At 62.1% G+C, this 13,159-nt stretch carries 12 protein-coding genes; 8 read left to right on the forward strand and 4 right to left on the reverse strand.

What is annotated here, in order from left to right; all coding sequences use genetic code 11:
- Positions 1–22: 22 nt before the first annotated feature.
- Both PspR76_RS06130 and PspR76_RS06135 read left to right on the forward strand, forming a co-directional pair.
- Positions 23–970 carry a LysR substrate-binding domain-containing protein gene (locus PspR76_RS06130; RefSeq protein ID WP_159954395.1) on the forward strand — a complete coding sequence of 316 codons (948 nt, stop codon included), beginning with the start codon at positions 23–25 and terminating at the stop codon, positions 968–970.
- A gap of 213 nt (positions 971–1,183) precedes the next feature.
- Positions 1,184–1,594, forward strand: coding sequence for an HPF/RaiA family ribosome-associated protein (locus PspR76_RS06135; protein ID WP_159954396.1), 411 nt, complete (start codon positions 1,184–1,186; stop codon positions 1,592–1,594).
- Positions 1,595–1,653: 59 nt separating this feature from the next.
- Here the strand turns inward: PspR76_RS06135 and PspR76_RS06140 are convergent, their stop codons facing one another.
- Complete coding sequence (locus PspR76_RS06140) at positions 1,654–3,165, reverse strand: MFS transporter (protein ID WP_159954397.1); 1,512 nt, start codon at positions 3,163–3,165, stop codon at positions 1,654–1,656.
- Between the two features lie 105 nt (positions 3,166–3,270).
- Between PspR76_RS06140 and PspR76_RS06145 the strand changes: the two genes are divergently transcribed.
- Positions 3,271–4,143 carry a LysR family transcriptional regulator gene (locus tag PspR76_RS06145; protein ID WP_159954398.1) on the forward strand — a complete coding sequence of 291 codons (873 nt, stop codon included), beginning with the start codon at positions 3,271–3,273 and terminating at the stop codon, positions 4,141–4,143.
- A 1,093-nt stretch (positions 4,144–5,236) separates the two neighbouring features.
- Here the strand turns inward: PspR76_RS06145 and fecA are convergent.
- The 3 genes from fecA to PspR76_RS06160 form a co-directional block, all read right to left on the reverse strand.
- Entirely contained in the window at positions 5,237–7,573 is a 2,337-nt protein-coding gene (gene fecA / locus PspR76_RS06150; RefSeq protein WP_159954399.1) for a TonB-dependent Fe(3+) dicitrate receptor FecA, read from the reverse strand.
- A gap of 90 nt (positions 7,574–7,663) precedes the next feature.
- Positions 7,664–8,605 carry a FecR domain-containing protein gene (locus PspR76_RS06155; RefSeq protein ID WP_159954400.1) on the reverse strand — a complete coding sequence of 314 codons (942 nt, stop codon included), beginning with the start codon at positions 8,603–8,605 and terminating at the stop codon, positions 7,664–7,666.
- A complete protein-coding gene (locus PspR76_RS06160) occupies positions 8,602–9,090 on the reverse strand; it encodes a sigma-70 family RNA polymerase sigma factor (RefSeq protein ID WP_159961345.1) in 489 nt (162 codons plus the stop codon). The genes PspR76_RS06155 and PspR76_RS06160 overlap by 4 nt, the downstream gene beginning before the upstream one ends.
- A gap of 170 nt (positions 9,091–9,260) precedes the next feature.
- On the opposite strand from PspR76_RS06160, the gene PspR76_RS06165 reads away from it, so the two are divergent.
- From PspR76_RS06165 to PspR76_RS06185, 5 genes are read left to right on the forward strand one after another with little or no spacing between them, the layout of a single operon-like run.
- Positions 9,261–9,563: a DUF3649 domain-containing protein gene (locus PspR76_RS06165; RefSeq protein ID WP_159954401.1), complete on the forward strand. Its 303-nt coding sequence runs from the start codon at positions 9,261–9,263 to the stop codon at positions 9,561–9,563.
- Complete coding sequence (locus tag PspR76_RS06170; RefSeq protein WP_159954402.1) at positions 9,560–11,134, forward strand: PepSY-associated TM helix domain-containing protein; 1,575 nt, start codon at positions 9,560–9,562, stop codon at positions 11,132–11,134. The genes PspR76_RS06165 and PspR76_RS06170 overlap by 4 nt, the downstream gene beginning before the upstream one ends.
- A complete protein-coding gene (locus PspR76_RS06175; protein ID WP_159954403.1) occupies positions 11,135–11,461 on the forward strand; it encodes a DUF3325 domain-containing protein in 327 nt (108 codons plus the stop codon).
- A 7-nt stretch (positions 11,462–11,468) separates the two neighbouring features.
- The gene (locus tag PspR76_RS06180; RefSeq protein ID WP_159954404.1) at positions 11,469–12,047 is read left to right on the forward strand and encodes an RNA polymerase sigma factor; all 579 of its coding nucleotides are present in this window, start codon (positions 11,469–11,471) and stop codon (positions 12,045–12,047) included.
- Complete coding sequence (locus tag PspR76_RS06185; protein WP_159954405.1) at positions 12,044–13,021, forward strand: FecR family protein; 978 nt, start codon at positions 12,044–12,046, stop codon at positions 13,019–13,021. Before PspR76_RS06180 ends, PspR76_RS06185 begins: the two co-directional genes overlap by 4 nt.
- Positions 13,022–13,159 lie beyond the last annotated feature (138 nt).

The following is a 13,159-nucleotide window of genomic DNA, read 5'->3' on the forward strand; positions in this document are numbered from 1 at the left end:
CCCTTTAGCAGGACTAAACCCTATGACCCGGCCCCTTCATGGCCAGACGTATGTCTGGCTGCACGTTTTTTCCTGCGCGGCGCGGCATTTGTCGTTTACCCGCTGCGCTGAAGAACTGCACATCACACCGGGGGCGGTGAGCCAGCAAATCCGCCAATTGGAGGAGCGTTTGGGCTTCCGTCTGTTTCATCGGCGCGCGCGCGGTGTGGAGCTGAGTGCGGAGGGGAAGCGGTTGGCGGCGACGGTGGGGGAGGCCTATGGCAGCATCGACGCCGAGTTGCAGCGCCTGGATGCGGGGATGATCAGCGGCACCTTGCGCCTGCGCTCAATCCCGTCGTTTCTGGGTAAATGGTTGACGCCGCGCTTGCCGCGTTTGCAGCAACGTTTTCCGGATATCCAACTGCGCATGGTCGCCGAAGACAGCAGCATTGCGCTGCACGAGGGCGACTTCGACTTGGCGATCGACTTGAACGACGGCAGCTACCCTGGCCTGTTATCCACAGCCCTGCTGGATGAACAGATTTTCCCGGTGTGTGCGCCCAGCCTCTTGCGCGGCCGCCCGCCGCTGCATGGCCCGGCCGACCTGGTGCATTTCCCGTTGCTGCACGACATTACCGCCTGGCGTGGGAGTTATGAATACGCCGAGTGGGAGTTTTACCTGAATGCCATCGGCTACCACGACGCCGACGTACGGCGCGGGCACACCTTCAACCGCAACCACCTGACCATCGAAGCCGCCATCGCCGGCATGGGAGTGGCCATCGCACGGCGCACCTTGCTCAATGATGAGCTGGAGCGCGGCACCTTGATCGTGCCCTTCGGCCTGGCTGTGCCGAACCACAAACGCTATGTGCTGCTGTACGCGCCAGGCGCACTGAACCATCCGGGCGTGCGTGCGGTGCATGACTGGCTGGTGGAGGAAGCGGGGATTTTTCGCGGATTGCACCCGTTGGGAGAGGGGCAATTGTGAGGTTCGCTGGGCGTAAGAAGATGTAACTAACTCCCCACCCTAACAGCGTTTTTGCCCGTCGTCAGACTTAATTTGTAATGTGTAATTTATCTTCGCAAAGGGGTTGAAATGTTCCTCCGACTGCTCAATTGTGTAATCAAGAGGTCATGGTTTCACCACCCCGGTGTTGCAGTTTGTGACCTCTCGCGAGCTAGCTGAAATAAGGGAAGAACTATGCAAATCCAAGTCAATAGCGATAACCATATTGAAAGCAGCATCCGACTGGAGGAGTGGGTACGTACTACCATTGAGAGCACGCTCGAACGTTATGAAGAAGACCTGACCCGTGTCGAGGTCTACCTGAAAGATGAGAATGGCGATAAGCCTGGCCCTCATGATCTGAGTTGCCGCCTGGAGGCACGGCCAAAAGGCCATCAGCCACTGTCGGTCCTGCATAAGGCCGATACCCTGGAACAGGCGATTGATGGTGCAGCGACCAAGCTTGAACACGCGCTGGAGCATCTGTACGGAAAGTTACGCGGCAAACCACGCGCCGCCGGGCAAGCATTGCCTGATACAAAGGCCGACGAGGCCGAGCTTGAAGAGGAATTTCTGGAAAACGAACAGGCTGCGCTTAACAGCTGATAGCTGACAGTTTTTTCAACCCCAATCAAACGGGCCTGCATCTGCAGGCCCGTTTTCGTTTAGCTGCCGCGTCGGAAGAAATACCCGCTCAGCATCGCCAGCCCGCCAGCGCCAAGGCCTGCAAAAAGCATTGCCCAACCGGCGCCGTGGCGTAGAGCTGACTGCGCGTCTACCGGGGCCAGCGCCAGCGCGTCCAGCTTGCCCGCCGCAATATTCTGGCTGATGGCGGGCCAATCCAGTGCAGACGTTTGGGGCAGCACGCTGGAAAGGTGATGGCTGATGCCCAGCAGCAACACCAGGCCCATCAAGGCGATGTTCAGCGCCAAGGTGATCAATCGCGCGCTGAAGTCGATGCCCGAGGCCATGCCCGCACGGTCGGCCGAGACCGAGCCGGTGGTGGTGTTGGTGGTCGGTGAGTTAGTCAGCGCCAACCCCACACCGGCCATCGCGCAGCTGAAAAGCACCAGCACAATGCTCGGATGCTCGGCAGCATTGACGGCGGCCATGGCCATGAAACCTGCACCCATCATGCCCAGCCCCAAGGGAATGACGCGCTCGGCGCCAAAGCACAACGCCAGGCGCTCGGCCAGCGGCGGCACCAGCAAGGTGGGCAAGGTGTAGGCGAGCAGGGCCGCGCCGGTGGTCAGCGTGTCGTAACCCAGGCCCGCCTGGAAGTAGAGCGGCAGGTAAATCATGAACGGCCAGAAGCTGAAGTTCATGCCGATCGAGCCCATCAGTGCGCCGTTAAAGCGCTGGATACGGAACACCGAAAAGTCGAACATCGGGTGCGCGCTGCGACGTTCAACAACGATGAACAGCAGCAGCCCGGCTGCTGACAACCCCGCCCAGCCGAGCATGGCCGGTGTGCCGAAGCCGTTTTCACTGCCCTGGGTGATGAAATACACCAGCGCGAACACCGACAGCGTCAAGGTCAGCATGCCGGCGATATCGAGCCGATGGCGGGCCGGGTCGCTGGATTCCTGCACGCTGATGCGCAGCAGCACCAAGGTCAGCAGGGTCAGCGGCACATGCACCAGGAATACCCAGCGCCAGTCCGCGACCGCCAGAATCAACGCGCCCACCATTGGCCCGAAGCCCAGGCCCACGCCTGCGATCACGCCCCATATTGCAAAGGCTCGCGCCCGTGCGGCCGGCTCACGGAACTGGTACGACAGGATCGCGAACTGGCAGATCATCATCGCCCCGGCGCCGACGCCCTGGACAAACCGCGCGGCGATCAGCGTGGAAGCGTCGTTCGCCAGGCCACACGCCAGCGAGGCCAGGCCAAACAGCCACAAGCACAGCACCAGCATGCGCCGCCGCCCAAAGCGATCGGCCAGTGTGCCCGCCGCCATGAGTACGCTGGTGCAGGCCAGGGTGTAGGCATTCATGATCCATTGGGCGTCCTGGAAGCCTGTGCCCAGTTGCTGTTCCAGGGTCGGCAAGATGACCGGCACGCTGGAGATTTCCAGGCCGAACATCAGGGCGACGAGGCAGACGGCGGTAAGGGCCAGGCCATCTTTGGCGGTGCGCGGTGCGCTGACGGCCGATACAGCGGCGGCGGGCGGCATGGGATTTTCCTTGTGATTGGGGGGAGTACCATTCTCGCGGGAACAAAATTCTTTATTCGTGATAACTTTTCCTCTGCTAAGGGAATTAGGGGCGACAATAGAGCCGTGGCCACTCCGCGTTTTGATGGCGTTGAACTGTTTTTGCAAATCGTCGAAAGCGGCAACCTGACAGAGGCTGCCGAGCGCTTGAACCTCACGCGCTCGGCCGTGGGCAAGGGTTTGGCGCGACTGGAGGCACGTTTGGGCACGTGCCTGTTGCAGCGCTCCACTCGCCGTCAGCGCCTGACCGAGGACGGGCAGGCGTACTACGAGCATTGCCTGCGTGCGCTGGCCGAACTTGAAGCTGCTGAATCAGTGCTGGAGAGTGGTCGGCAACAGCCGCGTGGACGGTTAAGGGCGAGCCTGCCGCTGGCATTTGGTCACCACTATGCGGCGCCGGCATTGTGGGGGTTGATGGACCGTTACCCGCAATTGGAAGTCGAGATTTCGTTCTCTGACAGGCTGATCGACCTGGCGCAGGAAGGTTACGACGTTGCCGTGCGTATCGGCCCGCTGCCGGACACCGACCGCCTGAGTGCACGCCGCCTGGGCGAACAGTCCGTGGGCCTGGCCGCTTCGCCTGCGTATTTGCAACGGGTCGGGCGGATTGAACATATCGATGACCTCGCCGGTCACCGAGGCATTGCCTACCGTTGCAATAATTCCCATCGCGCGGGTGTGACATCGCCGTTGGTGCTGGACGACCTCCAGGCCGTGGCTGACGCCGCCATTGCGGGCGTGGGCCTGGCCTGGTTGCCGAGCTGGTTGATTGCGCACTATGTGCTGCGCGGCCAACTGGAAGCGGTATTGCCCAGCTACCGCGACCAGCCTGCACCGATCCATGTGATCTGGCCCACCGCCACACATATGCCAGCCAAGACCCGCTGCGCCATCGACGCCCTGGTCGCCGCCACCCCGAGCTGCCTGGCGGGCAGTTAGCAACGCCGATCCCTTGTGGGAGCTGTCGAGCCCCAGCGAGGCTGCGAAGGCGGCGGCACAGACGAAATTAAATTGCCTGACCCACCGCTTTCGCAGCCTCGCTAAAGCTCGACAGCTCCCACAGGTTTTGCTGTGTTTGTGGGAGCCCACGCTTAACTGAGGTTCTGTGCAGGCAGTCAAACAACGCCGATCCCTTGTGGGAGCTGTCGAGCTCCGGCGAGGCTGCGAAGGCGGCGGCACAGACGAAATTAAGTTGCCTGACCTAACGCTTTCGCAGCCTCGCTAAAGCTCGACAGCTCCCACAGGGTTTTGCTTTGTTTGTGGGAGCCCACGCTTAACTGAGGTTCTGTGCAGGCAGTCAGGCCCCAACTGACAACGCCGATCCCTTGTGGGAGCTGTCGAGCTCCAGCGAGGCTGCGAAGGCGGCGGCACAGACGAAGTTGAGTCGCCTGACCTACCGCTTTCGCAGCCTCGCTAAAGCTCGACAGCTCCCACAGGGTTTTGCTGTGTTTGTGGGAGCCCATGCTTAACTGAGGTTCGATGCAGGCAGTCAGGCCCCAACTGACAACGCCGATCCCTTGTGGGAGCTGTCGAGCCCCGGCGAGGCTGCGAAGGCGGCGGCACAGACGAAATTAAGTCGCCTGACCCACCGCTTTCGCAGCCTCGCTAAAGCTCGACAGCTCCCACAGGGTTTTGCATTGTTTGTGGGAGCCCATGCTTAACTGAAGTTCGATGCAGGCAGTCAAACAACGCCGATCCCTTGTGGGAGCTGTCGAGCCCCAGCGAGGCTGCGAAGGCGGCGGCACAGACGAAATTAAGTCGCCTGACCCACCGCTTTCGCAGCCTCGCTAAAGCTCGACAGCTCCCACAGGGTTTTGCTTTGTTTGTGGGAGCCCATGCTTAACTGAGGTTCGATGCAGGCAGTCAGGCCCCAACTGACAACGCCGATCCCTTGTGGGAGCTGTCGAGCCCCGGCGAGGCTGCGAAGGCGGCGGCACAGACGAAATTGAGTTGTCTGACCTACCGCTTTCGCAGCCTCGCTAAAGCTCGACAGCTCCCACAGGGTTTTGCATTGTTTGGAAGATTCTGGCGGTTAGAACGCGATGGAAGTCTGCACGTACACCGTGCGCGGTTCACCCACGTATTTGCCTTTTTTGTTGTCGTCGAACGAGCGCGTGTAGTACTGCTTGTTGAGGATATTTTTCACACCGACTGCCACGTTCAAGTCCGACAGCTGTGGGCCGAAGTCATACGCCGCGCGGCTGCTGAACAGCATGTAGCCGGGGATGCGGCCATTGGCGCCGTCGGCGGTTTCCGCCTGGGTGTTGGCGTTGTCGGCGAACTGGCTGCTCTGGTAGCTGCTGTCCAGGTTGAGCTTCCAGCGGCCTTCGGTATAGCCGACGCCCAAGGTGCCTTTGTGCTTGGACGAGAAGGGCACGCGGTTGCCTTTGTTCGGGCCGTCTTCGCGGATGGTCGCGTCGACGTAGGCGTAAGTGGCGTACACATCAAAACCGGCCAGCGCCGGGCTCAAACCGTCGAGGGCATAGTTGATGCTCGACTCGATGCCTTGATGGCGGGTTTCGCCACGGGCAATCACCGAATCGTTGGTCTGGTTGCTGTCGTACTGGTTGTCGAAGTTGATCAGGAACGCGCCGATTTCAGCGCGCAGGCTGCCGTTGTCATAACGCGTGCCAAGCTCCCAGGTGCGGGCTTTTTCCGGCTTCACTTCGCCGCTGCTCACGCGGTTCGGCATCTGGCTGTACTGCACGCTGCCGAATGAGCCTTCCGTGTTGGCGTAGAGGTTCCAGTCTTCGGTCAGGTGGTACAGCACATTCAGCGCCGGCAGCGCGGTGTTGTAGTCGCCTTTGTATTTAACGTTGGTCAGGTTGTTGGTTTGCTGGGATTCGATCATCTCGTAGCGAATGCCTGGGGTGATGGTCCACTTGCCGATATCAATACGGTCATCGACGAAAAACGCATTGGCCTCGGTGGCGCCGCGCGTATCGCGGTCGTTGCGGCTGTTGGTGTCAGGCAGTTGCTGGTTGGCGCTGATCGGCGTGCGGTAGCGCAACTCGTGCCCGGCCTCATTGATGTAGCGGTAGCCGACGCCCACTTCATGGCTGGTCGGGCCGAGGTCGAAGCCCTGGGCGAAGCGGGTTTCCAGGCCGCGCACCCAGTACTCGCGCGGCGACAGCGAGAGGAAGTTGCCCTGGTCCAGGTAGCCGTTGCGCAAGGTGGTGGTGAAGAAGGTGTTGGCGGTGAATTCGCGGCGGTCTTCCTGGTAGCGGTAACCGGCGTTGAACATTGTGCGGCGGCCCCAGAATTTGTCGTAGGGGCGGGTGGACTGATACGGGTCAGCCTTGTAGTCCTTGACGTTCAAGCCACCGGGCATGTCGGCCTGGCCTTCGTAGTACTGCGCCATGGCGTTGAAACTGTTGGCGTCGTCCAGCTGGTATTTGCCCTTGAGGATCAAATCGTCGATACGCGTGTTGCTGTTTTCGCGCCAGTCGCCGCCACGGGTGCCGGAGTACAAAATCGCGCCGCCCAGGCCGTTGTCGGCCGTGCCGCCCGCCAACAGGTTGCCAGTGGTCTTGAAGCCGTCATGGCTGGAGGACGGGCTGGTTTCGGTCTGCAGGCCGCCTTTGACGGTCGGCGCATCCGGGATTGCGCGGGTCACGAAGTTGACGATGCCGCCAACGTTTTGCGGGCCGTAGCGCACCGCGCCGCCGCCACGGACCACGTCCACCGCATCCATGTTGCCCATGCTGATCGGCGCGAAAGACAATTGTGGCTGGCCATAGGGTGCGAACGGCACTGGAATGCCGTCCATCAATACCGTGGAGCGCGAGGCCAGGCGCGGGTTGAGCCCGCGAATGCCGAAGTTCAGTGCCATGTCATGGCTGCCGGTGCCGTTGTTTTCCGGGGCGTTGACGCCGGGGATGCGGTTGAGCACGTCACGCGCCTGGGTCGCGCCCTGGCGTTCGAATTCTTCGCGGCGGATGACATCGCGGGCGCCGGGGTGTTCGAACACGTTGGTTTGCGCTGCGTCGCCGAGCCAGTCGCCAACGACGTTGGAGGTCTGTAATTCGAGGGTGGCCGGGGCGCTGGCCGGTTGCAGGCTGTAGGCGTTATCGCCCTCGGCGCGGGCTTGCAGGCCGGTACCTTCCAGGAGTTTTCGCAGGCCTTCATCGGCACTGTAATTGCCCGACAACCCACGGCTCTGCATGCCGGCTGTGACCTCGGAGCCGAAGGAAATCAACACGCCGGCCTCACGCCCGAATTGATTCAGCGCGGCTTCCAGGGTGGCCGGGGCGATGTGATAGGGCTTGGCGTCTGCTGCCAACACCTGCGGCAGCACGGTGAGACTCAGGCTCGCGCCGAGTAGGAGTTGGCGCAAGGTGCGGGCAAGAAGTGTCGGTTGCTGGGGCATGAAGGGCGGTCCTGAGAAGGTAGGATCAAGGTGGCTTTCCTTCTCTGTCACGCGAGGTGTGGAAAACGGCTCATGTTTTCTGAAAATAATTTACGCACGTGCCTGGACAGTCACCCAGTAGCGGGTAAACCGCCGCACTTTGACCGGCAGGCTGACTTCCAGCAGGTCAAGGATGCGTTCGCTGTCGTCCAACGGATAACTGCCGGACAGCAGCAGGTTGGCCACTTGCGGGTCGCAATTGACCTGGCCACGGCGATAGCGGCCCAACTCGGCGAGGAATTCTTCCAGGCGCATGTGCGCCGCCACCAGCATGCCGTCGGCCCAGGCGCCGCTGTTGGCGTCGGTCGGGCGCGGGGTGTCCCAGCCTTTGCGGGTGAAATTGACCTGGCGCGAGGCTTCGACAGTCAGCGGCAGGCCGCTGTAGCGGTTGGGCATCACCTCGACATGGCCGTCGAAGACCGCCAGTTGGGTGTGGTCGTTGAACTGGCGCACGTTGAGGCGCGCAGCCTGGCTGCTGAGCAAACCTTGGCCGGTCAGCACGTGCAGCGGTGTGTCGCCGGGGCGCGCGGTCAGCAGGATCTCGCCTTCCAACAGGCGTACCAAACGTTGATGGCCATCAAAATGCACATCCACCGCGCTGCCGGTATTGAGCTGCAACTGGCTGCCATCGGCCAGTTGCACCTTGCGGCGCTGGCCGACGGGGCTGCGGTAATCGGCGCTCAGCGGCGGCAAAATATGCTGCTGGCGCAGACTCCAGGCTGCGGCCGAACCGGCACCGAGAATCAGCAACAGCTTCAGCGCCTGGCGCCGGCTACGGGATTTCGGCGCGTTCAAGGCGGCATGCGCCAAGGGTGAGGGCATGCCGCGCAGGCGTTGGTTGACCCGTTGAATATGGTCCCATGCACGTTGGTGTTCGCTGTGGGCATCCAGCCATTGTTGCCAGGCCGCTTGCTGGCGCGGGTTGAGCGCGCCTTGCTGCATTTCCATCAGCCAGTGCACGGCTTGTTCGGCGACTTGCGTGGAGAAATTCATAGGGCGAAATAGCAGCGCATGGCGGCTTTATTCAGGTGGCGTTTGACGGTGGCGATGGAGATGCCCAGTTCGCTGCCGATTTGCGCGTAGGTCAAGCCGTCGAGCTGGGCCAGCAGGAAGGCACGTTTGACCTGAACGGGCAGGCCGTCGAGCAGTTGGTCCAGCTCCATCAGCGTTTGCAGGATGATTGCGCGTTCTTCTTCCGACGGCGCCACGTGTTCGGGCAGTTGCGCCAGTGCGTCGAGGTAGGCGCGTTCCAGGTCCTGGCGGCGGTAGAAGTTGAACAGCACGCGCTTGGCCACGGTGGTGAGAAAGGCGCGGGGTTCGATCAGTGTCGGGGTTTCCCGCGCGGTGAGCACACGGATGAACGTGTCCTGGGCCAGGTCGGCGGCGCTTTCCGGGCAGCCGAGCTTGCGTCGCAACCAGCCGGTGAGCCAGTGGTGATGGTCGTTGTACAGAACTTCAACGGTGTTGGACGGCTGCAACGCGTTCACTCAGAAAGTCTCGATGTACTTTAGAGAACAAGAATTGTTCGCATTGTAGGGCGGGTGACACACTAGGGCAATCCTGCCAGGCAGGTGATTCATCTGTTCTCTTTTGCTTATGAGAATATTTATCATTAATATTGCGCGCTGATGACCCTGGCGCCTCCCGCATGAAAAGCAAAACCTCACTTCCCGTCGTTTATCGCCTCGCCGTCACCTCGCGCGTGCTGGCGGCTGTGGTCGGCGGTTACCTGATGGCGTCCCTGGCCGCCGTTTGCCTGGCGCTATGGATGCCCGCGTCGCGCGCCGACGCCGTGATCAGCGGGATGATGAGCTCGTTTGTGTTCTACCTGTTGGCGGTGCTCTGGTGTTTTGCCTGCCGCACGGCGTGGCGTGCCTGGTTTGGCGTGATGCTGCCGAGTGCACTGTTTGCCACGCTGGCGGGTGTCGGTTTTTGGATGGCGCGCACATGAAAGAGGGCTTTCGCCAGGCCATGGCCTGGTTGCACACCTGGGCTGGATTGATTTTCGGCTGGCTGCTGTTTGCGATTTTCCTGACCGGCACCTTGTCCTATTTCAAAGACGAAATTACCCACTGGATGCAGCCCGAAGTGCAGGCGTATCCGCTGGATGACGCGCGCAGCCTCGCCGCCGCGCAAACCTATCTGCAGCAACAGGCGCCGAATGCCGCGCGCTGGTTTATCACCTTGCCGGACAGCCGCGACCCCGGCCTGTCGGTGATGTGGCAAGACAAAGTCGACCCCGGCAAGCGCGGCAACTTCATCCAAAAAGTGCTCGATCCGGTCACCAGCCAGCCCGTACAGGCGCGTGAAAGCATGGGCGGCGAGTTCTTCTACCGTTTCCACTTTCAGCTGCAAATGCCCTACCCGTGGGGCCGCTGGTTGTCGACCATCGCCGCGATGGTAATGTTCGTCGCGCTGATCACCGGCATCATCACCCACAAGAAAATCTTCAAGGACTTCTTCACTTTCCGCCCGCGCAAAGGCCAGCGCTCCTGGCTCGACGGGCATAACGCGGTAGGCGTGCTGGTGCTGCCGTTTCACTTGATGATCACCTACAGCAGCCTGGTGATCTTCATGAGCATGGTGATGCCCGCGCCCATCGTTGCCTCCTACGGCGACGACAGCCGCGCATTTTTCAATGAAGTGTTCCCCAATGCCAACAACGCGCCAGCGCTCGGCCAGCCGGGTCAATTGCTGCCGTTACTGCCGATGTACCAGCAGGCGCGCGAGCAATGGGCGGGTGGGCATGTGGGGCGTTTGGTGGTCAACAACCCTGGCGATGTGAACGCCTCGGTCAACGTGGTGCGTTCAGGTGCCGACCGTGTGGCGCATGATTTCGGCAGCAGCGTGTCGTTCAACGGCACCACCGGCGAGTTGTTGCGGGTCAGTGCCGAGCAGTCGCTGCCGGCCGCAATTGGCGGCAGTTTCTACGGCCTGCACATGGGCCATTTCGCCGGGCCGGTGCTGCGCTGGCTGTACTTTATCTGCGGCCTGGCGGGCACGGCGATGATCGGCACCGGCCTGGTGATCTGGCTCGGCAAGCGCCAGCTCAAGCACGCCAAAACCGGCGTGATGCCGTTTGAACTGCGGCTGGTGGAAGTGCTGAACATCGCCAGCATGTCCGGGCTGATGATCGCCATCGCCGCGTTTTTCTGGGCCAATCGCTTGTTGCCGGTGAGCTTTGCCGGGCGTTCCGACTGGGAAGTGCAGGTGTTCTTTATTGCCTGGGGCTTGAGCCTGTTGCACGCCGTATTGCGTCGAGGCCGTCAGGGCTGGGTTGAGCAATTGAGTGTCGGCGCATTGCTGTTTGTGGCGATTCCATTGCTCAACGCGCTGACCACTTCGCAGCACTTGGGCGCGTCACTGGCCAGCGGTGACTGGGCCATGGCCGGCTTCGACCTGACTTGCCTGGCCAGCGGCCTGTTCCTGACCTGGGCCGCCTGGAAAATGCAGCACCGCGCGGCGCCGCAGCCCAAGGCCGAACGCGCGCGTGGATTGACGCTCAAGCAGGAGGCGAACTGAATGCTGCTCGCCTTGCTTATGTGCTACGCCGGGTTCGTCGCGCTGTGCCTGTGCACCGATCGCCATCACGGTGAATTGCTCCACAGCAAACCCTCGCCACCAAGGCGTCTGGCCTTGCGCATTGCCGGTTGGTTGCTGCTGGCGCTGTCGACCTGGCCTGCAGTGAGTGCCTCGGGTTGGGCCCAAGGGCTGGTGGAATGGTGCGCGGTATTGATGCTCAGCGCGCTGCTGCTGGTGATGCTGTTGCCGTATCGGCCAAGGCTGGCCTTGATCCTGGCGGGCGTCGGCCTGCTGGCCAGCCCGGTTGCGGCGTTCGCCTTACTCTGAGCATGCCATGATGATCAGCACCCCACCGGAATCCCAAGACAGCCCGCACACCGATGTGGCCGGTGGACGTGCGCATTTCCTGCAGGTGTTTTTATCGCAGCGCTCGCAGATGGAAGCCCTTGTCAGCCGACGCGTGGGCTGCCGCGCCACCGCCGCCGACCTGGTGCAAGACCTGTTCCTGCGTTTCTGGCGGCGGCCGTTGGTGCAGGTCGAAGAACTCAGCACCTACCTGTTGCGCTGCGCCGGCAACATCGCCATCGACCACCTGCGCAGCGAAGGCGCGCGCGTACGCAGCAACGAGTGCTGGCTGCCGGAGCAACAGGACAATCAGGGCTCCGAGCCCCAGGCCGCACTTGAAGCGGGCAATGACTTGCGCCATGTCGAAGCTGCCCTGCGCAGCCTGCCGGAGCGCACTCGGCAGATTTTCCTGCTCAACCGCATTCACGGCCGCAAATATGCGCAAATCGCCAAGGCCATGGGCCTGTCCCAAAGCGCCGTGGAAAAACATATGATGCGTGCCCTCGAAGCCTGCAAAGCCAGCCTTCGCGAACCACCGCCCCCACGCACGCCAGGGAAAGCACCGTGAACGTCACCCCCACGCCCGCCCAGGAGCAGGCCGCCCTCGACTGGCTGAGCTTGCTGCACGACCAGCCCAGCAGTGGTGACCAGGCCACGTTCAGCCGCTGGTTGCGTGCCGACCCCGCGCACGTCGAGGCCTATGCCCAGGCCCAGGTGCTGTGGGAATTGAGCGAAGTGCCGGCGCGCAAACTGGCGGACGAGGACGCCTTGGCGTTGCAGGGCTACCTGAATGCGATGAACACCTCGCAACGCTCACGGGCAAGGCGCTGGTCCGGCGCCCTGGCGATGGCCGCGTGCCTGCTGGTGATGGTGTCGATGGGCGCCGGCTGGCAGCCGTCGCGCTGGGTCGATGACTTCGGCGCTGATTACGTGACGGCGCCGGGGCAGGTGAAGACCGTGACCCTGGCCGATCAATCCCAAGTCACCCTGGATGCCGACAGCGCTATCGCCGTGGATTTCAGCCACGGCGAGCGCCATATCCAGTTGCGTCGCGGCGCAGGCTTTTTCAGCGTGACTCACACGGGCGCGCCGTTTGTGGTCGAGGCCGGCAGCGGCGAAGCGCGGGTGTTGGGCACCCAGTTCGAAGTGCGTCTGCAACCGGCTGGCGCCCAGGTGACGGTGCTGTCCGGCCGGGTGGGTGTGACGCCATCCAAGCAGGGCCAGCAGCAAATTCTGACGGCAGGCCAGCAAGTGGCCTACGCCGAAGGTGTGGCTGAGCCCATGCATGCAGTCGACAGCGAATCACGCCTGGCCTGGCGTGACGGTTGGCTCAACTACTACAAGGCGCCGCTCGCCGACGTGGTGCAGGACCTGAGCCGTTACTACCCCGGCCGCATCCTGCTGCTTAACGACGAAATGGCCGCCAAACGCGTCAGCGGCAGCTTTCCGAGCAAAGACCCGCAGGCGGTGCTGAATGCGTTGCAAGCGGTGCTCGGGTTCGAGCAGCACAGCTTGTTGGGCCGGGTGATTGTGTTGCGTTAGAGACACAGCAGGCCTCAATTCCCCCTGTATATTCTCCAGACGGTCTCTGCAGGCCTTGCATCACGGCACCTGCAGGCCTTTCACCGAACCTTCATCGCAATCACCCAAACCTGTCACCAAACCGTTACACGTGGCGTG

Origin of the sequence: Pseudomonas sp. R76 (assembly GCF_009834565.1) — a bacterium.
Lineage (GTDB): Bacteria > Pseudomonadota > Gammaproteobacteria > Pseudomonadales > Pseudomonadaceae > Aquipseudomonas.